Genomic DNA, 19,054 nt, shown 5'->3' with positions numbered 1-19,054 from the left:
GGTCTGCGCGACTATTGCGGCGTTTTCCAATAGATCAAATCGACAATGCGTATGGCGTAATCGCCCTCGCGAATATTCACCGCAAGGTGCGCGTCTTCTGACATGCCCGTGAGCGCGAGTTCAGGCGTTGCAAACACATCGGTGTTCAGCTCCGCGCGCTGCGCCAGATTGTAGTGATATTGAAGCGCGTCTTCGCCTTCGGCTGCGGTCAGATAAGAAACCGCGCGGATAGAGCACTGTCCACTTTCGGCTCCCGCCGCCGCACGGACATGGCCAAACGGCATCAGGCTGGCCGCACCGTCCAATCGCGCCGCCCAAATAAAACCTGCGTGCAATTGCTTCGCACAGTCTTCGGGCGCGCCGTGAGTGATGGCCATTTGCTCAGCATTGTGAATACCAGCCAGCGAAACGCCTTCCTCGCCCTCAGCCATATCGGGCAAATCAAGAATCGCCCCATCGTCTAGCAGCGCCAGCCGCATTTCATCGCGGGCGCGCCGCGCCATCACCGCGTTGCCTGACAGCACTGGCAGTGCATGGTCCACGCCAGTGGAAAGCGCAGCGGCAGCTTGATTGCGATAGGCAAGGTCTGGATCGACCATCAACGGATCATTCAATGCGCGGGCGATCACCGGGTCTGGCATCACTGGGCTTTCAGTGCGCTCGGCCTCTCCCGTGCACGCCGACAGCACCAACACGCCAGGCACCAGCATCAGTTTGCTAGCCAGGCGTCTGTTCACAGATGAGAGGCGGAATACGCGCATCCTCATCTCATGGCTGATCTTGGTTAATTTTCACCTTCCACCGAGCATTGCCGCGCCCAATTGCGCGTTTCAGTCGCCCCAAATGAAAACGCCCTCAAGCCGCGTAGCAAGAGAGCGCTTTCCGCGGCCGCAAGCGGCCACGCTGGAGTCATTGGTGGGAATGACTCAAGTCTATTTCATTTCGGGATGTGAAGCGCCCCGCGCGATACCGCGCTGCGCCTCACATGCCCCCGTGTTTTGCTTGCTCTTCCAAGGGGTATGAAACCTGGATCAGCTGCAACAACAAAAGCACTCTCGCATGTTTTTGCGCGGCGCGTTGTAAAATGATGCAAACACTTATCCGGCTTGCATTGCTTGCACGGCTCCAGTGCGCGGCCTAGGGGCGAGCCAGCTATGAACGCTCCCGATCCAAAACCGGCGCCATCCGGCCTGCCCGCTGCACTTGGCGCCTATCTAATGTGGGGTTTTCTGCCGTTATACCTATTGCTGGTCGCCAGCGTTCCGGCATTTGAATTTGTCGGCTGGCGGATCATCTGGACGGTGCCGCTATGCCTGATCATTGTCGGCATGCGCGGCCAGTTTCCCGCCATCAAAGCCGCTCTCAGCAGCGCAAAGGCGGTGGGCTTGCTGTTCTTGAGCGCGGCTCTGATTGCGATCAACTGGCTGGTTTACATTTGGGCCATCCAGGAAGAGCACGTCTACGCCGCCAGTCTTGGCTATTACCTCAATCCACTGCTTAATGTGCTGCTAGGCACTCTGTTTTTGGGGGAGCGCCTGACCCGGTGGCAATGGCTCGCTGTGGCGATAGCGGGAAGCGCGGTCGCATTGTTGCTGGCCGGGGCCATCACAACCTTGTGGATCAGCCTGAGCCTAGCGATGAGTTTTGCCTTTTACGGCATGGTTCGCAAGCAGGTGGCGGTCACCGCCCTGCCCGGCCTCACCATCGAATCGGCGATCCTGTTTGTACCAGCCTTCGCCATCGTCATCTGGTACGCCGCGAGCCCAGCCGGCTCCGCCTTTGGGCAAGACTTTTATCTCAGCCTCGCGATTATGGGCGGAGGGGTGGTTACCGCCGTTCCGCTGTTGTTGTTCGCGATTGCCGCGCGGCGGATGCCCTATTCAACGCTTGGATTTATCCAATATCTCGCGCCGACGATTGTCTTTATCCTTGGGCTGACCGTGTTCGAGCAGGAGCTGCAACCGGTTCAATTGGGCAGTTTCATTCTGATCTGGATTGCGATTGCGATCTTTGTTGGTGATCTGATCGCCCGCACCCGCCGCGCCGCTGCGCCGCAGGCCGTCTAGCCAGTTCTAATCGGCAATCCGCCAGTTCAGCGTCTCGCCCGCATGGAAGGGCACGATTTCCTCGCCTGCCATTTCGATTGAGTCTGGAACGATCACAGGCGCGCGCCGCAATGTCATGGTCGCATCACTAACAGGCAGCTTGTAAAAGCGCGGACCATTGAGTGAGGCGAAGGCTTCGAAGTGCTCCAGCGCGCCCTCTTCCTCAAACACGGCAAGATAGCTCTCCAGCGCGAATGGCGCGTTGAAAATGCCTGCGCATCCGCAGGAGCTTTCCTTTGCGCTGCGCAAATGCGGCGCGCTGTCGGTGCCTAGGAAAAACTTAGGCGAGCCTGAGGTTGCAGCCTTGCGCAGAGCCAGCCGATGCGCCTCGCGCTTTGCCACCGGCAGGCAGTAATTGTGCGGCTGCATACCGCCGACCAGCATCGCATTGCGATTGATATGAAGGTGCTGCGGCGTAATCGTTGCGGCGACCTGATCGCCCTCGCCCAGCACAAAATCCACTGCATCAGAGGTGGTGATATGCTCAAACACAACCCGCAAGTTTGGAAAGTCGCGCACGATGCTGCGCATGTGACGCTCGATGAATTCCGCCTCGCGGTCGAACACGTCGATATGACTTTCGGTTACCTCGCCGTGGACACATAGGACGATGTCCGATGCCTCCATCGCCTCCAACACAGGATAGATTTTCGCCACATCGCTAACCCCGTGGGCGGAATTGGTCGTGGCATTGGCGGGATACAGCTTTGCGGCGGTGAATACGCCCTCTGCCGCGCCGCGCGCGAGGTCCGCTGGATCGGTGCCATTGGTGAGATAGCAGGTCATCAGCGGCGTGAAGTCTACGCCCTCCGGCACCGCAGCCAAGATCCGGTCCCGATAGGCCGCGCCGCTCGCCGTATCTGTTACCGGCGGCGAAAGGTTTGGCATCACAATCGCACGGCCAAATTGGCGCGCGGTGTAGGGCACGACCTGCTCCATAATCTCGCCATCGCGAAAATGCAGATGCCAGTCATCCGGGCGGCGAATTGTGATTGTTTGATCGGTCATATTGGCTTTGTGACCTAGCGCCGCATTCAGCCTCTTTCCACCCCGCTTTCGCTCAACTAGGGCCGCGGCATGACACCTTCCACACCCACAATCGCATTCCTGGCGTGCGAGACTACTATACCAGGCAGCGGAGAGCGCCGGGGCGATGCCTACGAATCCGATCTGATGACCGATGCGTTTTCCAAGGCACTCGCCGATCATGGGCTGGCATTGCGCATAGTGGATTGGGAAGCGGACCTTGCCGAATTCGACGGAATATCGCTCGCTCTGCTCGGCTCCAGCTGGAATTATCAGGACAAGCCGCAGGAGTTCATCGCGAAACTCGATGCCCTTGAGGCGCGCGGCATCCAGCTGTGCAATTCAGCAGAGATCGTGCGCTGGAATGCGCGCAAAACCTATCTGCGAGAGCTCGCAGACAAAGGCGCGGCGACCATCCCCACCATCTGGCTGGACGACGTGAGCGCGGATGACGTCATGGCGGCAATGGACAGCTTCGAATGTGAGAAGCTCGTCGTAAAGCGGCAGATCGGCGCGGGCGCAGAAGGCCAGATGATGTTCGCCCGCGATCACATGCCCGATGAGAATTGGCGTTTCGGCCATAAGGCTATGCTTCAGCCATTCCTGCCCGCCATTCAGAGCGAGGGCGAGTTCTCCTTCATCTTCATCCAGGGCGCGTTGAGCCACGCTCTGCGCAAGAATGCGGCTGAGGGTGAATACCGGATCCAGTCGCTCTATGGCGGGACGGAAAGCGACCACATCCCGAGCGATGAAGAAGCGGTTCAGGCGCAGAGAATCATCGCCGCCCTGCCCTTTGACATCCCACTTTATGCCCGCATCGATATGGTTCGCGGCGAGAACGGGCAGCTCTTGCTTATGGAAGCGGAGATGATCGAACCCTATCTCTACCCGGTGCAAGGGCCCGAACTGGGCCCGCGCATTGCTTCTGCCATCGCCAATCGGCTCGCTGAGAAAGTCCCTAAATCATGACCGCAACCCGCCTTAACGACCGCGCGATTGTTCGCCTCGTCCCAACCGAGGCGGGAGAGGACATTGCCGAGTTTCTGCAAGGCTTGGTGACAAATGATGTGAGCGGCGATCTGCCGGTCTATGCCGCTTTGCTGTCGGCGCAGGGCAAAACCATGTTCGACTTTTTTGTCTGGCCCGGTGAAAACGGCGCGCTGCTGCTCGATTGCGAGGCGGAGGCTGCCGCTGAACTCGGCAAACGCCTCAGCCTCTACCGCCTGCGCCGCAAGATCGACATTGCCCGCGACGAAAGCCTAGCCGTGCATTGGAGCGCCACGGGTGATGAAGGCGTGCCCGATCCGCGCCTTCCCGACCTTGGTCAGCGCTGGCTGGCCCCCGCGGGTGGCAACGACGAGCCTACAGACACCGCCTATCTCGTCCATCGTCTGTCCTGTGGTGTGCCCGAAGGCCGCGAAGAAATGGCCGATATTCTGTGGCTAGAAACGAACGCCGTCGAGCTGAACGGAGTGAGTTTTGAGAAGGGGTGCTACATCGGGCAGGAAAACACCGCCCGGATGAATTGGCGGCAAAAGGTTAACAGGCGGCTGGTCGTGGTGCCGCTTGATCAGTCTCAAGAAAAGCGCCGCAAGGCGGCCCATGCTGAGCTTGGTTTCGCCATCGATCACCTGCGGGTCGCGGATTTGAATGCGGCCGCGCTACCCGATTGGCAGCGCGGCGCGCTCAGCGAATAACCTACTGATATTCGGCGAGCGAGGCCTCAAGCATGTCTTGCGCCCGTACGCGCGCGGCATCACGCGGCAGTCCGAGCGATTTCGCTAAGGCCCCGCCGATCAGCGCATCGCCAAGCGCCAGCAATACCAAGCTGAGCGTATCGCGGTGCACCCGCATGTCATTGCACTGATGGTCGGCCTCCTCAGGCGCGATTTCATCGACAAGCTCATGAATTGTCTCAATAATCGGATGCAACGCGTCTTCGTTGCCCGTTAGTAGCATCCAGCTGGTGAGCGCGCCTGCACCTTCGCGATCAAACGCGTCAAAGGCCAGATCTACAACCTCACGCGCAGACCCCAGCCCCGCCCGACTCGCGCGCACTGCCTCAATAATTGTCTCACAAACGGTGCGCGCCAGATGCTCCGCCAGCGCTTTTTGCAGGCCAGACGCTGACCCAAAATGGTGCAGTAGATTTGCGTGCGTGCGACCAATACGTGCGGCAACCGCCTTTAAAGTGACGGATTGTGGCCCTGTTTCAATAAGTAAGCCGCGCGCCGCTTCTAATGCGGAACTACGCGACTCTTCAGGCGTTAAGCGCTTGCGACTTGTCATTAAGGGAAAGCCCTAATAGTTTCTTAAATTATGACCGAACATTCAAAAATTGACCTAGAGCGCGCTGAGCCGCTCGACAAGCCTGCTGAAGACGTCGGCATTGCCCGCGCCAGCGCCACACCAGCAGAGCATGAGCTGATTATCCGCAATGAGCGGTTCGATCGCAAGGCGATGGTTCCGCGCCATTGGCATTCCGGCGATCCGGTTGCGACCGCTTGGTACAATTCGGTTTCGGCCAGCCTGCCGCGCGGCGAGGCTTTCTTTATCGACACCCTGCGCCTGTTCCGTGACGAGATTCCGGAGAAACTGGCGCGCGAGGTGAAGGCGTTTTCCACGCAGGAAATCAATCACACGCGCGAACATGTCGCATTCAACCGGCTGGTTTCCGATCACGGTTATAACGTGGAAAGCATCGATCAGGGCATTCAGGCCATGCTTGAGCTGACCGCGGGCCGTCCGAAAGAATTCAACCTAGCGATCACAATCGCGCTGGAGCATTTCGCCGCGATCATCAGCCGGCACCTGCTGCAATATCCAGAGTACCTGGAAGGCGCCGATCCGGTGGCGGCAGAGGTTTGGCGCTGGCATGCGACCGAAGAGATTGAGCACAAGGGCCTCGTCTACGATGTTTGGGAGCATGTGACGAAGGATTGGAGCGCTTGGAAGCGGTATAAGACCCGTGCACTGATCGCTGCTCTCATCACCAAGAAATATTTCGGCAACCGCATCCGTGATGCGATCGGCCTGCTTGAACAAGACGGCTACACAAAGCGGCAAGCCAAATGGAAGCTCTATGCGTTCCTGTGGTGGAAGCCCGGCATGATGCGGCGCATGTTCATCGAATGGGCGGCTATCCTGAAGCCCAGTTTCCACCCGTGGGATCACGATGACCGCGAGCTGATCCAGAAATGGGAAAGCCCCTATTCTGACGCGGTAATGCCCGCGGAGTAAACCGGCTAAGGCCTACAGCCGCGCGCCTTCCGAATACAAAAACCCCGGCACCTGTAATGGGCGCCGGGGTTTTGTTTGTTCGATTGCGTCGCTTAGCGTTTAAGCCGCCTCGCTAATCACCGACGGCTCTTCCTCCAGCTCCAGTGCATATTCCGCCACTTTTGCCGCTTCGCCGCGTCCGCACGAATGCCGCGTCGACACTTGGCCGGTGGGCTGAAAGCCGATCTTGCGCAAAACCGCACCCGAGGCTGGATTGTCGAGAAAGTGTGAGGCCACCAACGACTTATGGCCCAAAGAGGACGCGACTTCGAGCATGGAGCAACCCGCTTCGGTGGCGATACCTTGCCCCCAGAACGGCCGCGCGATCCAATAGCCAAGCTCAACGGCTTGCTCCGGCGTATCGGCATCCATCGCGTCAATCCCAATGCAACCAACCACCACCGCGTCGCGGGCGCGAGTAATCAGGAAACGCGGATAGAGCGGATTGATCGGAAGCTGCGCAAATTCACGCGCGTCCTTTTCCTGATAGGGCCAGGGAGCGCGCGCCAAATTGCGCACGACGCCCTCATCGGCGATGCCGGCAAAGACACCTTGCCAATCCTCTGGCCAGATCGGTCTCAGCAGCAATCTTTGGCTGCGATGGAACATGAGATTCTCCTCTCAATCCGTCCTGCCCTGCGCCGCTCCATTATGGGCCGCACATGACAGTTTCGTGGCCGCAGAATTCGTATCCTGCGTGTTTGTGAGGGAGAAACGAGAAGAGGGAGATGGCTCCCCCAAACTGGGGTGGCCCTTCTCCCTCTACATCGCCGATTGTGTCATCGGCTGGGACCGCCCCGTGGGACGATCCTGTTTTTGAACCGTCCGGTTATTCAGCTGCTTCCGCTAGCATGTCGACAGACACGTATTTGCGGCCAAGTTTACCCTTGTGGAATCGCACAACGCCATTTTCGGTCGCGAACAGGGTGTGATCCTTGCCCATGCCGACATTGGTGCCCGGATAGAACTTCGTACCGCGCTGACGCACGATAATGTTGCCGCCAACCACGTCCTGGCCGCCGTACTTTTTCACGCCAAGGCGGCGACCCGCTGAGTCGCGACCGTTACGGGATGAACCACCTGCTTTTTTATGTGCCATGGTGTGTGTTCCTTACTTCTTGTCAGCTTTAGGCGCGGCTTTCTTAGCCGGTGCCTTTTTCGCAGGAGCTTTTTTCGCGGCTGGCTTCTTGTCAGCTGCGGCCTTCTTTGGCGCGGCTGCTTTCTTGACCGGAGCCTTCTTCTCAGCTGCTGGCTTCTTCGCAGGAGCCGCTTTCTTTTCAGCCGCTGGCTTAGCATCTGCCTTTGGAGCAGCAGCCTTCTTAGCCGGTGCCTTCTTCGCAGCGCCCGCGCCCACGTCCGTGATGCGCAGCAACGTCATTTGCTGACGATGGCCCGCCTTGCGGCGATAGTTGTGACGGCGACGCTTTTTGAAAACGACGACCTTCTCACTCTTGGCTTGTGCGATGATCTCCGCTGAAACGGTGACCTTCGACGCGTCAGCGATTGTCTCGCCTTCACCCGCTAGCAGGACATCGCCCAGCGTAACGGTGTCGCCGGCTTCACCAGCGAGCTTCTCAACGGCAATCTTGTCTCCGGCGGCAACCCGATATTGCTTGCCGCCCGTGCGCACTACTGCGAACATGGCTTGTTACTCTCGATCTAAAGCTGTGTCTTAACCCATGCGAATACACACACAGACAAGACGCAAAATACCGCGCCGCAATTTTGCAGCGCTGGAAAGAGGCACGCCGTTAAGGGATCGATGCCGCCAAGTCAACGCAAGAACCGGTAATGACAGACTTGTTTTTTGCCAGACTGGCGCTGGCACAAACCCAAATGCGTGGTAAAACCCGCGCAATGCTGGGATATGACGCGAAAATGACGAGAGTTGCCAAGGTGAAAGAACGCGCTCAACTATTTGGGATCGCCGCAGTGTTTGCTGCGACTTTGTCCGCTTGCGCGGGCAGCGGGGACAAATATCCCTCGCTCGCGGTGCGCGATGCAGAGCAATTCGCTGGCAGCTTTGAGCCAGCGCCCAGCGTAGAGCCTGCACCAGTGGCGGCCCCTGCCATCATGGCAGGTCTGCCCGCGATCGAAGCGCGGGCCGATGCGGCATACGCAGCGTTTCAATCCGCTTTGCCTTCCGCTGAAAGCTCTGTGAGGGCTGCAAGAGGCACCTCGCAATCAAGCAACCAATGGTCAGCGGCTCAAGTTGCTCTGGCAGACCTCACGGCCAAACGCAGCACCTCGGCCATTGTGCTAGCGGACATTGATCTGATCTATGCCCAGACCTCCAGCGAATTTACCGTGAACCAGGAAATCGCTGAGCTGCGCGGGCGTGTAGCGGCGCAAGTGGATGCTCAGGACAGAATTCTTGACGAACTCAGCAGGCTTGCCTCGCAATGAACCTCGCCTGCGCGTCCTGCCCGGTCAGGGATAGCGCAGCCTGCTCTGTCTTGAGCGAAGAAGAACGCGATGCCCTAGCCGCTGCAGGACGCACGCGGGTGCTCAAACGCGGGGAAATGCTGTTCGCTGCTGGTGATGAAGATGTGGCCTGCGCGACGCTAATTTCGGGCGCGCTCAAAGTGTCCGCCGTTGATAGGGACGGCAATGAGCAGATCCTCGCGCTGGTCCATCCATCAGGCTTTATTGGAGAGCTATTCTCTCCCTTTGCCCATCACGATGTGATCGCACTGACCGAGAGCAAGCTGTGCACTTTTGCCAAGGTCGATATCAACCGCGCGATTGATGAGTATCCCGCTCTCGCAAAGGCGCTGCTGCGCCGGTCACAGGAAGATCTGCACTCCACCCGCAGTTTGCTGGAGTTGACCGCTCATGCCAGCGCGGAGGCCCGGCTTGCGTGTCTGCTGCATGACTTTGCGCAGGCCGCCAGCCAATCGCCTTGCCATTCGGCAGACCAGTTCGAACTGCCGCTGACCCGCGGAGAAATCGCCAATATGCTGGGACTGACGATCGAAACCGTCAGCCGCAAACTCAGCGAGCTTGAAAAGGGCGGAGCCATCCGCCGCACAGGCAAACGCGGGATCGAACTCGTCGACCCCGCGCACCTGCAGGCCTTCTCCGCAAGGAAGGTGGGTTAAACCAGCGCAGCTATGGTCACCGCCGCGAGGCCCCAAAGCACGATGAGAACCGGCAGAATTAGAACTTGAATGGCGGCGTCGCGCGGGGCGAGACGGCCTGTGTTGGTCATAATCCCTTCGCGGGCAAATTTGCCCATATCCATTGGTTTTGAAGGATTGTCCGGCGAGAGCCGGGTCCAAATCGCGGGCACGCCAAACATGCCAAAGATAAAGACAGTGAAGATGGCCATCGGGATGACCAGTCCCGGTGTGCTGAACGCAGCAAAAGTGATTGCGATGAAGGCCAGATAACAGGCCACAGTCGCAATATGCAGGCTGACGGGCAGCTCAAAGCTGCGATCAACCTCAACTTGGTGGCGGACCGCTGACCGCTCTTGCTTAGGTCCCTCAACAATGGCCGCTTTGCCAGCCTCGAGTTGTTCTTGAATATGTTTGCTCATGGGTATTCTCCTTCCTTGAGAAGGGGATTAGCCCAGCGGCCCGCACGCGACTTTGATCCAGATCAAACTGCGAAACTTTTTTCAGCGAAACTTAGTCAGCCCAGCGCGCGAGATCAGCGTAATCATCCGCGCGCGGCTCAATCCAATGCCATTCGCCGTTTCGCTTCTCGCGTTTCCAAAACCAGGCGGCGCTTTTCAAATGGTCCATCGCAAAATCGACCGCATCGATCGCCCCGCGCCGGTGCTTTGCCGCTGCCGATACGCAAACGATTGGTTCGCCGGGATGCATCGCGCCGACACGGTGCACCATCAGAATGCCCATCAGATCGAATCGCTCTATGGCCTGCTCAGCCAGCTCTTCCATGCTCGGCAATGTGAGCGGTTCGTAATGCGACAGTTCCAGCAGCTCTACATCCGCCTCGCCCCGCACTTCGCCAACGAAGGTGCAGACACCGCCGAGGCCAGGGTGTGCATTGGTGAATGGCCCAATCAGCGTACCGGGAATGAATGGTGATGTAAGGAGACGGACGTCTTTCACCGCGCCCTACCCGCCTGAAACAGGCGGCAGCAGCGCAACTTCATCACCGTCATGCGCATTCAGCGTGGTTTTGTCGCTCAGCACTTTTCCCGCGCAGGCGACATTGACTCGCTGCTCGTTCAATTGCTCGGCAACTTGCGGCCCGACTGCGCTCAGCAAACCCGTCCAATCGAGCGGTGCACGCACTTCGCGGCTGTCTTCGCCGGCCAGATCACGCAAGGGCCCTAGGAATACAATTCGCACAGTCATGCTCAGCCTCCGGTCATCGACATATGGCGGGCCAGATGCGGTTCTGCCCCGCGCGTATCAATCCGGAAGTCATGTTTTTCCGGCTTGATCGCCATCGCCTCGCTCAGCGCAAGTTCGAGGTTTGATTCCGGATCATCCGACCGCAGAGCGGCGCGCAGGTCGACCCGTTCACCGCCGCCAAGGCAGGGATAAAGCTGGCCAGTGGCGGTCACGCGTAGGCGATTGCACCCAGCGCAAAAATTGTTGGTAAGCGGGGTGATCAGGCCGAGCCTGCCGCCCGTTTCCGCGATATCGACGTAACGCGCAGGCCCGCCGGTGGATTGGCTGTTGTCGGTCAGCGTCCAGCGCCGCTCCAATTCTGCACGAACATCCGTCAGCGGCAGATAATGATCGATCCGATCTTCCTCGACATCGCCTAGCGGCATCACCTCGATCAGCGTCACGTCATGGCCCTCGCCGTGCGCCCACGCGATAAGATCAGGCAACTCGCCCTCATTCACGCCCTTCAGCGCAACCGCATTCAGCTTGACCTTCAGACCGGCGTCTTTTGCTGCGGCAATCCCCTCCAGCACCTGAGGCAAGGCATCGCGCCGTGTCAGCTCAGCAAAGCGAGCACGGTCCAAAGTGTCGAGCGAGATATTGACCCTTTTGACCCCGGCCTTCGCCAGCCCCTCTGCATGACGCGCCAGCTGCGTCGCATTGGTCGTCAGGGTCAGCTCTTCCAGTCCGCTGCCAATCCGCTGTCCCAGTGCGCTAAACAAGTCAATGATATCGCGCCGCACCAATGGCTCGCCGCCCGTAATCCTGAGCTTCGTCACGCCACGCTCGATAAAACCGATGCTCAGCTGATACAGCTCTTCCAGCGTCAGTACTTCGCGGCGCGGCAGGAATTTCATCTGCTCCGGCATGCAATAGGAACAGCGCAGATCGCAGCGATCCGTCACAGACAGGCGCAGGTAGGTGATCCGTCGTTGAAATGCGTCGACCAGAGGCGCAGGCGAACCGAGCGTCAAAATATCGCGTGCCCGCGCGCGGTTCGAAGCGGAAATCTCAGTCATGCGCCTCAAGGTAGTGCCCTGTGACGCCGGGCGCACCCTCTAAATAGGTGAGCAACGCCTGCGTGGCCGCTTCGCCGCCGCGCGCAACCACATTCACCCTCTGAGGCGCGAATTCGCGGGCCAAATCCCGCGCCAATGTCAATCGCCAATCGGAATGGTCTGGACTGGCGGCCGGCAAAACAATCGCCAATGCGCTCACGCCCTCTTCGCTCAGGACCGCGCGAACCGCGCCCAATTGGTCATTCAGGACATAAGCGCTCGCATCTAAGGCGCTGTCAGGCAGCTCTGCGATATGCTGAACCGCCTGAATGCCCGGATAGCTCATGCCTTGCGGCTTTCCCAAGCGTCGCGTTCGCGGTGCAAGGTGATGCCAATCTTCTCGTTCGCTTCTGCAATGGCGAGCTTCACGATTTTGACCGTGACGGCCTGAACGCGCATGTCCTGAACAAACAGGGCCTCGCAGATATGATCAGCAACCGCCTCGATCAGTTTAAAATGCACGCCTGCGGGCAGGCCTTCACCCGCCGCATGTTTCAAATCCATATAGTTCTTGCTCGCCTCTAGCGGCGTATCGGCATCGTAATGATCAGCGACATCATAGCGGGCATGGATGGTGATGCGCAGCGGCTGCGGCTTGCCTGTCTCTTCGGAGTAGATGCCGGTGAGGACATCCGTCTCCAGATCGGCGACTTCCAGGATCAGCGAATCGTTCATTTGTCTTTGGCTTTCGGGAGAGTGCAACGTCCGCGGGCGGCCTGCACAATTTGTTCGGCGTCGGCAATTGTATCGCCGCCGGTGACCTGCATCATACCACCGGTGATTGGCTCGTTAATCCTTGGATTGGAAATGACCCGGCCATCAATAACCAATAAGGCTTCAAATCCAACATAGCGCGCAGTCATCTCGCCGAATTTTTGCGCCGCCGCATCAGCCAGAGTGAAGTTAACGGCAGGCTGCCACGCTTGATCGGGAAAATCGATCGCAACACGCTCCACACTATCGGTGCAAAACTCGATCTCGGCCAGCGACTTGCCCGTTTCGGGATCAGCTATGCTGAATATGAGCGGCGCAGAATCGGTCACCGACATATCCGGCTCATCGAGCAAGAGAAACGCTACAAGAGGCAGGATCATGGATTGCTCCAGCGTGCAAAGATAGCCGTCGGCAGCAGGCGCGGATTGTCGCCCTCTTCCCGCACGGCCAAATCGCCGAATTCAATAGTTCCGGGCAGATCGCGCATCGCCTCTTCGAGCAGGCCTGCAATCGCGAGGCTGCTCATCCGAACAGCATAGACCGTTAGGAACAGGAAGCGGCTTTTGTCATCGAGCAGTTTGGCACAGTCAGTGATCAGGCCGGGAAGGTCCTCTTCCAAGCGCCAGGTCTCGCTTTTGGGGCCGCGTCCAAATTTAGGCGGGTCTAGGATGATCCCGTCATAGCGCTTCTCGCGGCGAACCTCGCGCGCGGCAAATTTCGCCGCATCATCGACAAGCCACCGGATTGGCCGCTCTTCCATTCCGGATAGTGCAGAGTTCTCGCGCGCCTGAGCAACCGATTTCTTCGAGGCATCGACATGCGTCACCCGGCCATGCTGGCTGAGAGCGAGACTTCCAACCCCGGTGTAGCCAAACAGATTGAGCGTCTCCGCCTCTGTCTGCTCGCCTAGCATGCTGCGCATCCAATCCCATACAGGGGCCATGTCAGGGAAGAACTGCAGATGGCGAAACGGGGTCGGGCGGGCGGTAAAGCGCGCTTCATTCCAACCAAGCTCCCAGCCATCCTCTGGCACTTCGCGGGCGAAACTCCAGCGGCCACCGCCATCCTCGTCCGATCCGGGCACAAATTCGCCGTCGGCATCCCATTCATCCATCCGCGGGCGCCACATGGCCTGCGGTTCTGGACGAATGAAGGAATGCGGGCCGAACGCCTCAAATTTGCGCCCATCCCCGCTGTCGAGCAGGCGGTAAGCGTCCCACCCGGCACATTCCATTACCAGCGGATCACGGGCCAGCTGCGCCATCAGTCGGTCGCAGCAGTCTCTGAAACGAAATCGCGCACCGCCTCATAATCGCCGGGAAGCTCAGTGTAATGTTCCTCGCGCGCAAATAGGTCGCCGACGCGCGCGGGCAGCGAGGGCCGCATACCCGTGGCGCGCTCGACCGCATCGCTGAATTTCGCCGGATGGGCTGTCGCCAGGGTGACAATCGGCACCGACGGATCAAGATCGCTTATCCGCGCGGCATGCAGGCCAATCGCGGTGTGCGGGTCCAGCACTTGCCCGGCATGCTCATGTGCCCAGCGCAGCGCCTGCGCCATTTCGTCGCCATCGGTCCGCGCGCTCACGAACAGGCCGCTTGCACCCTCTTGCTGAGCATTGGTCAGTTGCATCGCGCGCGCGTTTTCAAACCCGCGCATTTGCTCGGCCAAGGCCGCACCATCGCGCCCGCCGCAATCAAACAGCAAGCGCTCAAAGTTGGAGCTGACCTGAATGTCCATCGACGGGGTGGCTGTTGGCGTGACTGTACCGGCTGAATAATCGCCGCTGGTCAGGGCGCGGTGAAGAATATCGTTCACATTGGTGGCAACGATCAGCTGCGTGATCGGCAGCCCCATCTTGTGCGCGACATAGCCCGCAAACACATCGCCAAAATTACCGGTCGGCACGCTGTAGGCGGCGGCCCTTTGCGGCGCGCCCAGCTGAAGCCCGGCGGCGAAATAATACACGACCTGAGCCATCAGCCGCGCCCAGTTGATCGAGTTGACCGCACCAATCTGCATCCGGCTGGTTAGCGCCTCGTCCACGAACATGCGCTTCACCATCGCCTGAGCGTCGTCAAAGCTGCCCTCAATCGCGATGTTGTGGACGTTCGGCGCGCGCACCGTCGTCATCTGGCGGCGCTGCACTTCGCTGACCCGGCCTTTTGGATGGAGCATAAAAATTTCAACGCCCTCGCGCCCGGCAACCGCATCAATCGCGGCCGATCCGGTATCACCGCTGGTCGCGCCAACAATGGTCAGCCGCTTGCCAGAGCGGCCAAGGAAGGTTTCAAACAACAGGCCGAGCAATTGCAGCGCGACATCTTTGAACGCCAGCGTTGGACCATGGAATAGTTCGAGCAGCCATTGCTGCTGGTCGAGCTGGACCAGCGGCGTCACCGCGTCATGGGCAAAGCGGCCATAGGCCTGCTCGCACAAACCGCGCAGCTCGTCCTCGGTAAGGCTATCACCGACGAACGGCATCATCACGCGCGTGGCGAGTTCTGGATAAGACAGACCGGCCATTGCGGCGATCTCTGCTTCGCTAAAACGTGGCCATTCGGTGGGCAGGTACAGCCCGCCATCCTTGGCGAGCCCCGCCAAAGTGACGCCTTCGAAATCGAGCGCGGGTGCGCTGCCTCTGGTCGATACATATTGCATGGTGTTCACGCGGTTAGCGGCGTCAGCGAGCAGTGGCAAGAAAGCCGATCTGTGCGCGGGCCTAGCTTTGTTTTCTGCCCCGCCCCGCGATCCGGCCTTTGACGGCGAACCAATAGATCACCAACGCGGTGAGCGCGAAGAAGAACCACTGGCCAGCATAGGCGAGATGATTGTTGGGCAAGTCCTTGGGATCAGGCTTTGCAAGCGGCTCTAGCCCAGCGACCGGCTCATCCAATTGAAGCCTCGCACCAAACCGGCCGCCGGGTGCGATCCGCCCAGTGACAGCGCCGCCGCCCCATTCCGGAGTGTTGGGATTGCGCGAATATCCGAGCTTCACCTCAGTCGGGCCGAATTCCGTGCTGCAGGTCGCGATATGGGCATATCCGCTTTGCCCGCGCTCGCTCTTCCCCGAAATAGAGGTCGCCTCGGTCACCTCTGGGCAATCGAACGCCGCGACCCGGAACAAAGTGTCTGGATCATAAGCGCCATCTTCGGCGCCATCGGGGTTCGCGGGAAAGGCAATCGGATCGCTCGTCGCGAGTGCGGCTTCATAGCGCGCGATCAGGTCAGCTTTCTCGTCCATCCGGCCTAATTGCCAGAAACCCAGCGCAACCATGGTCGCAGCGGCAGCGATCACGAGAACGGTCGGAATGATGGGAAGATCACGAAGTTTCATGTTTCCGCATCCTTTCGCGTACCATCTGCGTCATAGCGCTCTTCATAAACTTCCAGCGCAGGCAGCACCTTCAACACCCGCAATGTGCCGATCACAACAATTACGGTCAGCGGCGCCCACACAGCAAACTGAAGCAGCAATGGCGGCCGAAAGGCGCTTTCGATCCCAACCGCAATCATGATCAAGACCACCGCGATCACCATAGTGATGAACCCGGCTATACGCCCGCCGCGCTCCAGCTCCGCAAAGTGCAAATCGCATGATGTGCACCGCATGGCGAATTGTGCCGGTGTTTCAAACAAAGTCTTCTCGCTGCACCTTGGGCACAAACCGAAAAGGGCAGCGCGGCGCCAGGTAACTGGCGTGCCGCGCTGCCCCTTTTCTTTCGGCAGATTTTTGCCTGATTGCATCAGTGGACCGGTGCGCCCCAACCGCCCCAGATGTAGATGGCGATGAACAGGAACAGCCACACGACGTCGACAAAGTGCCAGTACCAAGCCGCTGCTTCAAAACCGAAGTGCTGGCGTGAGGTGAAGTGGCCGATGTATGTCCGGTAGAGACACACGCCGAGGAAGATCGTACCGATCAGAACGTGGAACCCGTGGAAGCCGGTCGCCATGTAGAAGGCGGAGCTGTAGGTGTTCTGGCCAAAGTTGAACGGCGCGATTGAGTACTCATAGGCTTGGATCGCGCTGAACAGCACGCCGAGCGCGATGGTAGCCCACAGGCCTTGCTTCAGCCCTTCACGGTCGCCGTGGATCAGCGAGTGGTGCGCCCAGGTCACCGTGGTGCCGGAGCACAGCAGGATCAGCGTGTTCAGCAGCGGGAGCGAAAAGGCATCGAGCACTTCCATGCCCGCTGGCACGAGCGATGCGCCAGAAGCTGAAGTGTCAGTGAGGAAGAGGTTCTCGGTCATCTGCTCCGCAGTGCCTGCCGCGGTGACGACGAGCGGCTCTGGGAAGAGTGCGAAGTCAAAGAAGCTCCAGAACCAACCGACAAAGAACATCACCTCAGAGGCGATGAACAAGATCATTCCGTAGCGCATGTGCAACTGAACCACAGGCGTGTGATCGCCGCGCTCCGCCTCAACAACGACATTCTTGAACCACATGAAGAACGTCGCGAGCAGACCCGCAAGACCAAGGCCCATTACGACCCAGCCTGATTCCCCAAACACATCAGGGTTGAGCCACAGGATCATGCCTGACGTGAACATGAGCGCAGACATCGAGCCGATGAATGGCCAAATATCCGGTTCCAGAATGTGATAATCGTGGTTGACGTTGCCAGCCATGGAAAAAATCCCGTCTTAAAATGCTAGATTTGTACGTTTACGAGTCTTCGCTCGCTTGGTCTAGTGAACCGCTCGCCGCCGTTTTTATAGGGTCGCTCGCGCGGTGGAAAGTGTAGCTCAAGGTGATCTGCTCAACATCAGCCATAAACTCATCTTCGAGCATAGCTGGATCGACATAATAGAGCACAGGCATGTGGACCTCTTCACCCGGCTGCAGAGTTTGCTGAGTGAAGCAGAAGCACTGAATTTTGTGGAAGTATTTGCCCGCCTGCGAGGGCTCTACGTTGAACGTCGCAGTGCCGGTGATCGGCACGCGGCTGTTGTTCTTCGCGACATAGGTCGCCATGTCGCGCACGCCGATCTGAACCTCGTCGGTCGCCTGCGATGGGCGGAATTCCCAAGGAACATCGCGCGCGGTTGAGCCATCGAAACGGATCGACATAGTCCGCGTGCTGGCGAGCGCTGCCGCTTTGTCAGCCTCCGCAAAGGTCGCGACTTGCGTCGTGCCGCCAAAGCCAGTCACCCGGCAAAACAGATCATACAGTGGAACCGCCGCATAGCCAAGGCCGAGCATGGCCAGCGCGCCCGCGAAGGCGAAGATCCCAACGCGAACGTTCTCGCGTTCTACCGATGGGTTTGCGGCTGTGCTCATCCAGCCTGTCCTCCAATACGGGCGATCGTAATCGCGTAAAACAGAACGACAAAAAACAGCAGAGTGCCGCCGACGACCCAATTGCGGGCCTTCTGGCGGCGCTTGGTTTCGGCTTCTTCGTCGGGGGTCATACGAACCACCCCAAACCAGTGAAGCCTTGATAGGCCGCGACCCGGTCTACCACCAGAGCGCCGAACAGCACGAAGAGATAGAGGATGCTGAATTTAAACAGGCGCTTTTCCGGCACCATGTCATCATTCTCGCTCTTGGTGCGCGTGCCGACTTTCCAAGCATAGGCAAAAAATATCGCAGAAAGCACAACCGAGGTGACGCCGTAAATCGCATCGGTCCCGCCGATAAGCCATGGCGCAATCACGATTGGGGTCAGCACGATGGTGTAGATAAGGATTTGACGGCGGGTCGCCTGCTCGCCAGCCACCACCGGCAGCATTGGAATGCCCACCTTAGCGTAGTCAGACTTCATAAACAGCGCGAGCGCCCAGAAGTGCGGCGGCGTCCAGAAGAAGATGATCGCGAATAGCAGCACCGGCATCATGGTGATCTCACCGGTCACCGCGACCCAACCAATCATCGGCGGAAACGCGCCAGCGCCGCCGCCAATAACGATGTTTTGCGGCGTGCGCGGCTTTAGCCACATGGTGTAGATCACGGCGTAATAGACGACCGCCACGGCAAGGATTGCCGCCGCCAGCCAGCCAATCGCAACGCCCATCAGGCCGATTGCAACGAGCGACAAGAAAATCCCGAAGTCGCGCGCATCATCGCGCCGCATCCGGCCGCTTGGCAAAGGACGATTGGCTGTGCGCTTCATCCCAGCATCAATATCTGCTTCCCACCAATGGTTGATCGCAGCGGACCCGCCCGCCCCCATCGCAATCGCGAGGATGGCGGTGAAGCCCAATACAGGGTGGATCGTGCCAGGCGCAGCGAGAAGGCCGCAGATGCCGGTGAAGATAACCAAAGTGAGCACGCGCGGTTTGGTCAGCGCGAAGAAATCACGCCAATCAGTCGGCATGGGACGCGCGGCAGCAGACATGGCCTCAGCCTCGTCGACACCTGTACCCACAGAGCTGTTTGCGCTTGCACTCATATCAAAACCAGATCGCTGTTCACGGCTCTCTTAATTTTGAAAGAAGCGCACCCTCACGGCGCGCCTCTTTCCATTTCCTTGTTGTTTCAGCAGCGCGCTCAGAAAATCAGC

27 protein-coding genes are annotated in these 19,054 nt (G+C 59.0%); 6 read left to right on the top strand and 21 right to left on the bottom strand.

Annotated elements, in window-relative coordinates; all coding sequences use genetic code 11:
* Positions 1–11: 11 nt before the first annotated feature.
* Positions 12–710, bottom strand: a complete 699-nt coding sequence (locus tag AC0V6V_RS13340) for a hypothetical protein (protein ID WP_486165827.1) — start codon at positions 708–710, stop codon at positions 12–14.
* A 444-nt stretch (positions 711–1,154) separates the two neighbouring features.
* Between AC0V6V_RS13340 and rarD the strand changes: the two genes are divergently transcribed.
* On the top strand, positions 1,155–2,066 hold the full coding sequence (gene rarD, locus AC0V6V_RS13335) for an EamA family transporter RarD (RefSeq protein ID WP_486165826.1): 912 nt from the start codon (positions 1,155–1,157) through the stop codon (positions 2,064–2,066).
* A 6-nt stretch (positions 2,067–2,072) separates the two neighbouring features.
* On the opposite strand, the gene pyrC is transcribed toward rarD, so the two are convergent.
* Positions 2,073–3,113, bottom strand: coding sequence for a dihydroorotase (pyrC, locus tag AC0V6V_RS13330; RefSeq protein ID WP_486165825.1), 1,041 nt, complete (start codon positions 3,111–3,113; stop codon positions 2,073–2,075).
* Positions 3,114–3,182: 69 nt separating this feature from the next.
* Here pyrC and AC0V6V_RS13325 point away from each other — a divergent pair, with 69 nt between their 5' ends.
* Together AC0V6V_RS13325 and ygfZ are read left to right on the top strand one after the other, a co-directional pair.
* Positions 3,183–4,100 (top strand): ATP-grasp domain-containing protein, encoded by a 918-nt coding sequence (locus AC0V6V_RS13325; protein ID WP_486166370.1) that lies wholly within the window; start codon positions 3,183–3,185, stop codon positions 4,098–4,100.
* Complete coding sequence (gene ygfZ, locus AC0V6V_RS13320; RefSeq protein ID WP_486165823.1) at positions 4,097–4,828, top strand: CAF17-like 4Fe-4S cluster assembly/insertion protein YgfZ; 732 nt, start codon at positions 4,097–4,099, stop codon at positions 4,826–4,828. Before AC0V6V_RS13325 ends, ygfZ begins: the two co-directional genes overlap by 4 nt.
* Position 4,829: 1 nt before the next feature.
* Here the strand turns inward: ygfZ and AC0V6V_RS13315 are convergent, their stop codons facing one another.
* The gene (locus AC0V6V_RS13315) at positions 4,830–5,420 is read right to left on the bottom strand and encodes a TetR/AcrR family transcriptional regulator (protein WP_486136944.1); all 591 of its coding nucleotides are present in this window, start codon (positions 5,418–5,420) and stop codon (positions 4,830–4,832) included.
* Positions 5,421–5,450: 30 nt separating this feature from the next.
* On the opposite strand from AC0V6V_RS13315, the gene AC0V6V_RS13310 reads away from it, so the two are divergent.
* Positions 5,451–6,371, top strand: a complete 921-nt coding sequence (locus tag AC0V6V_RS13310) for a metal-dependent hydrolase (protein WP_486165822.1) — start codon at positions 5,451–5,453, stop codon at positions 6,369–6,371.
* Positions 6,372–6,470: 99 nt separating this feature from the next.
* On the opposite strand, the gene AC0V6V_RS13305 is transcribed toward AC0V6V_RS13310, so the two are convergent.
* The 3 genes from AC0V6V_RS13305 to rplU all read right to left on the bottom strand — a co-directional run bounded on the left by AC0V6V_RS13305 (position 6,471) and on the right by rplU (position 8,052).
* Positions 6,471–7,019: a GNAT family N-acetyltransferase gene (locus AC0V6V_RS13305; RefSeq protein ID WP_486165821.1), complete on the bottom strand. Its 549-nt coding sequence runs from the start codon at positions 7,017–7,019 to the stop codon at positions 6,471–6,473.
* 220 nt (positions 7,020–7,239) lie between these two features.
* Positions 7,240–7,509 carry a 50S ribosomal protein L27 gene (gene rpmA, locus AC0V6V_RS13300; RefSeq protein WP_472639251.1) on the bottom strand — a complete coding sequence of 90 codons (270 nt, stop codon included), beginning with the start codon at positions 7,507–7,509 and terminating at the stop codon, positions 7,240–7,242.
* A gap of 12 nt (positions 7,510–7,521) precedes the next feature.
* Positions 7,522–8,052, bottom strand: coding sequence for a 50S ribosomal protein L21 (gene rplU, locus AC0V6V_RS13295; RefSeq protein ID WP_486165820.1), 531 nt, complete (start codon positions 8,050–8,052; stop codon positions 7,522–7,524).
* Positions 8,053–8,201: 149 nt separating this feature from the next.
* On the opposite strand from rplU, the gene AC0V6V_RS13290 reads away from it, so the two are divergent.
* Together AC0V6V_RS13290 and AC0V6V_RS13285 are read left to right on the top strand one after the other, a co-directional pair.
* Entirely contained in the window at positions 8,202–8,816 is a 615-nt protein-coding gene (locus AC0V6V_RS13290) for a hypothetical protein (protein ID WP_486166369.1), read from the top strand.
* Positions 8,813–9,511: a Crp/Fnr family transcriptional regulator gene (locus AC0V6V_RS13285; RefSeq protein WP_486165818.1), complete on the top strand. Its 699-nt coding sequence runs from the start codon at positions 8,813–8,815 to the stop codon at positions 9,509–9,511. Before AC0V6V_RS13290 ends, AC0V6V_RS13285 begins: the two co-directional genes overlap by 4 nt.
* On the opposite strand, the gene AC0V6V_RS13280 is transcribed toward AC0V6V_RS13285, so the two are convergent.
* From AC0V6V_RS13280 to AC0V6V_RS13210, 15 genes are all read right to left on the bottom strand, one after another.
* The gene (locus tag AC0V6V_RS13280; protein ID WP_486165817.1) at positions 9,508–9,951 is read right to left on the bottom strand and encodes a hypothetical protein; all 444 of its coding nucleotides are present in this window, start codon (positions 9,949–9,951) and stop codon (positions 9,508–9,510) included. The genes AC0V6V_RS13285 and AC0V6V_RS13280 overlap by 4 nt on opposite strands.
* Positions 9,952–10,042: 91 nt before the next feature.
* Entirely contained in the window at positions 10,043–10,489 is a 447-nt protein-coding gene (locus AC0V6V_RS13275) for a molybdenum cofactor biosynthesis protein MoaE (protein ID WP_486165816.1), read from the bottom strand.
* A 6-nt stretch (positions 10,490–10,495) separates the two neighbouring features.
* Positions 10,496–10,738, bottom strand: coding sequence for a MoaD/ThiS family protein (locus AC0V6V_RS13270; RefSeq protein WP_486165815.1), 243 nt, complete (start codon positions 10,736–10,738; stop codon positions 10,496–10,498).
* Positions 10,739–10,740: 2 nt separating this feature from the next.
* Complete coding sequence (moaA, locus tag AC0V6V_RS13265) at positions 10,741–11,796, bottom strand: GTP 3',8-cyclase MoaA (protein WP_486165814.1); 1,056 nt, start codon at positions 11,794–11,796, stop codon at positions 10,741–10,743.
* A complete protein-coding gene (locus AC0V6V_RS13260) occupies positions 11,789–12,121 on the bottom strand; it encodes a Rossmann fold domain-containing protein (RefSeq protein WP_486166368.1) in 333 nt (110 codons plus the stop codon). Before AC0V6V_RS13260 ends, moaA begins: the two co-directional genes overlap by 8 nt.
* Positions 12,118–12,510, bottom strand: coding sequence for a dihydroneopterin aldolase (locus AC0V6V_RS13255; RefSeq protein WP_486166367.1), 393 nt, complete (start codon positions 12,508–12,510; stop codon positions 12,118–12,120). Before AC0V6V_RS13255 ends, AC0V6V_RS13260 begins: the two co-directional genes overlap by 4 nt.
* Positions 12,507–12,929: a SecDF P1 head subdomain-containing protein gene (locus AC0V6V_RS13250; protein WP_486165812.1), complete on the bottom strand. Its 423-nt coding sequence runs from the start codon at positions 12,927–12,929 to the stop codon at positions 12,507–12,509. The genes AC0V6V_RS13255 and AC0V6V_RS13250 overlap by 4 nt, the downstream gene beginning before the upstream one ends.
* Positions 12,926–13,813, bottom strand: a complete 888-nt coding sequence (locus tag AC0V6V_RS13245) for an RsmD family RNA methyltransferase (RefSeq protein WP_486165811.1) — start codon at positions 13,811–13,813, stop codon at positions 12,926–12,928. The genes AC0V6V_RS13250 and AC0V6V_RS13245 overlap by 4 nt, the downstream gene beginning before the upstream one ends.
* On the bottom strand, positions 13,813–15,210 hold the full coding sequence (thrC, locus tag AC0V6V_RS13240; RefSeq protein WP_486166102.1) for a threonine synthase: 1,398 nt from the start codon (positions 15,208–15,210) through the stop codon (positions 13,813–13,815). Before thrC ends, AC0V6V_RS13245 begins: the two co-directional genes overlap by 1 nt.
* Positions 15,211–15,271: 61 nt before the next feature.
* The gene (locus AC0V6V_RS13235) at positions 15,272–15,886 is read right to left on the bottom strand and encodes an SURF1 family protein (protein ID WP_486165810.1); all 615 of its coding nucleotides are present in this window, start codon (positions 15,884–15,886) and stop codon (positions 15,272–15,274) included.
* Positions 15,883–16,296, bottom strand: a complete 414-nt coding sequence (locus tag AC0V6V_RS13230; RefSeq protein WP_486165809.1) for a DUF983 domain-containing protein — start codon at positions 16,294–16,296, stop codon at positions 15,883–15,885. Before AC0V6V_RS13230 ends, AC0V6V_RS13235 begins: the two co-directional genes overlap by 4 nt.
* Positions 16,296–17,180 carry a cytochrome c oxidase subunit 3 gene (locus AC0V6V_RS13225; RefSeq protein WP_486165808.1) on the bottom strand — a complete coding sequence of 295 codons (885 nt, stop codon included), beginning with the start codon at positions 17,178–17,180 and terminating at the stop codon, positions 16,296–16,298. The genes AC0V6V_RS13230 and AC0V6V_RS13225 overlap by 1 nt, the downstream gene beginning before the upstream one ends.
* A 37-nt stretch (positions 17,181–17,217) precedes the next feature.
* Positions 17,218–17,832: a cytochrome c oxidase assembly protein gene (locus AC0V6V_RS13220; protein ID WP_486165807.1), complete on the bottom strand. Its 615-nt coding sequence runs from the start codon at positions 17,830–17,832 to the stop codon at positions 17,218–17,220.
* Positions 17,829–17,963, bottom strand: a complete 135-nt coding sequence (locus AC0V6V_RS13215; RefSeq protein WP_472639265.1) for a hypothetical protein — start codon at positions 17,961–17,963, stop codon at positions 17,829–17,831. Before AC0V6V_RS13215 ends, AC0V6V_RS13220 begins: the two co-directional genes overlap by 4 nt.
* A complete protein-coding gene (locus tag AC0V6V_RS13210; protein ID WP_486166101.1) occupies positions 17,960–18,889 on the bottom strand; it encodes a heme o synthase in 930 nt (309 codons plus the stop codon). The genes AC0V6V_RS13215 and AC0V6V_RS13210 overlap by 4 nt, the downstream gene beginning before the upstream one ends.
* Positions 18,890–19,054: the final 165 nt, after the last annotated feature.

This window comes from Erythrobacter sp. S249 (assembly GCF_057364975.1).
Note: the sequence above shows the minus strand (reverse complement) of the source record. Positions and strands in the feature narration are given on the sequence as shown.

Excerpts from the sequence above, each read along its gene's own strand:
- AC0V6V_RS13340 (WP_486165827.1), bottom strand. The coding sequence starts at position 710 with ATGCTGGTGCCTGGCGTGTTGGTGCTGTCGGCGTGCACGGGAGAGGCC.
- rarD (WP_486165826.1), top strand. The coding sequence starts at position 1,155 with ATGAACGCTCCCGATCCAAAACCGGCGCCATCCGGCCTGCCCGCTGCA.
- pyrC (WP_486165825.1), bottom strand. The coding sequence starts at position 3,113 with ATGACCGATCAAACAATCACAATTCGCCGCCCGGATGACTGGCATCTG.
- AC0V6V_RS13325 (WP_486166370.1), top strand. The coding sequence starts at position 3,183 with ATGACACCTTCCACACCCACAATCGCATTCCTGGCGTGCGAGACTACT.
- ygfZ (WP_486165823.1), top strand. The coding sequence starts at position 4,097 with ATGACCGCAACCCGCCTTAACGACCGCGCGATTGTTCGCCTCGTCCCA.
- AC0V6V_RS13315 (WP_486136944.1), bottom strand. The coding sequence starts at position 5,420 with ATGACAAGTCGCAAGCGCTTAACGCCTGAAGAGTCGCGTAGTTCCGCA.
- AC0V6V_RS13310 (WP_486165822.1), top strand. The coding sequence starts at position 5,451 with ATGACCGAACATTCAAAAATTGACCTAGAGCGCGCTGAGCCGCTCGAC.
- AC0V6V_RS13305 (WP_486165821.1), bottom strand. The coding sequence starts at position 7,019 with ATGTTCCATCGCAGCCAAAGATTGCTGCTGAGACCGATCTGGCCAGAG.
- rpmA (WP_472639251.1), bottom strand. The coding sequence starts at position 7,509 with ATGGCACATAAAAAAGCAGGTGGTTCATCCCGTAACGGTCGCGACTCA.
- rplU (WP_486165820.1), bottom strand. The coding sequence starts at position 8,052 with ATGTTCGCAGTAGTGCGCACGGGCGGCAAGCAATATCGGGTTGCCGCC.
- AC0V6V_RS13290 (WP_486166369.1), top strand. The coding sequence starts at position 8,202 with ATGACAGACTTGTTTTTTGCCAGACTGGCGCTGGCACAAACCCAAATG.
- AC0V6V_RS13285 (WP_486165818.1), top strand. The coding sequence starts at position 8,813 with ATGAACCTCGCCTGCGCGTCCTGCCCGGTCAGGGATAGCGCAGCCTGC.
- AC0V6V_RS13280 (WP_486165817.1), bottom strand. The coding sequence starts at position 9,951 with ATGAGCAAACATATTCAAGAACAACTCGAGGCTGGCAAAGCGGCCATT.
- AC0V6V_RS13270 (WP_486165815.1), bottom strand. The coding sequence starts at position 10,738 with ATGACTGTGCGAATTGTATTCCTAGGGCCCTTGCGTGATCTGGCCGGC.
- moaA (WP_486165814.1), bottom strand. The coding sequence starts at position 11,796 with ATGACTGAGATTTCCGCTTCGAACCGCGCGCGGGCACGCGATATTTTG.
- AC0V6V_RS13260 (WP_486166368.1), bottom strand. The coding sequence starts at position 12,121 with ATGAGCTATCCGGGCATTCAGGCGGTTCAGCATATCGCAGAGCTGCCT.
- AC0V6V_RS13255 (WP_486166367.1), bottom strand. The coding sequence starts at position 12,510 with ATGAACGATTCGCTGATCCTGGAAGTCGCCGATCTGGAGACGGATGTC.
- AC0V6V_RS13250 (WP_486165812.1), bottom strand. The coding sequence starts at position 12,929 with ATGATCCTGCCTCTTGTAGCGTTTCTCTTGCTCGATGAGCCGGATATG.
- AC0V6V_RS13245 (WP_486165811.1), bottom strand. The coding sequence starts at position 13,813 with ATGGCGCAGCTGGCCCGTGATCCGCTGGTAATGGAATGTGCCGGGTGG.
- thrC (WP_486166102.1), bottom strand. The coding sequence starts at position 15,210 with ATGCAATATGTATCGACCAGAGGCAGCGCACCCGCGCTCGATTTCGAA.
- AC0V6V_RS13235 (WP_486165810.1), bottom strand. The coding sequence starts at position 15,886 with ATGAAACTTCGTGATCTTCCCATCATTCCGACCGTTCTCGTGATCGCT.
- AC0V6V_RS13230 (WP_486165809.1), bottom strand. The coding sequence starts at position 16,296 with ATGCAATCAGGCAAAAATCTGCCGAAAGAAAAGGGGCAGCGCGGCACG.
- AC0V6V_RS13225 (WP_486165808.1), bottom strand. The coding sequence starts at position 17,180 with ATGGCTGGCAACGTCAACCACGATTATCACATTCTGGAACCGGATATT.
- AC0V6V_RS13220 (WP_486165807.1), bottom strand. The coding sequence starts at position 17,832 with ATGAGCACAGCCGCAAACCCATCGGTAGAACGCGAGAACGTTCGCGTT.
- AC0V6V_RS13215 (WP_472639265.1), bottom strand. The coding sequence starts at position 17,963 with ATGACCCCCGACGAAGAAGCCGAAACCAAGCGCCGCCAGAAGGCCCGC.
- AC0V6V_RS13210 (WP_486166101.1), bottom strand. The coding sequence starts at position 18,889 with ATGTCTGCTGCCGCGCGTCCCATGCCGACTGATTGGCGTGATTTCTTC.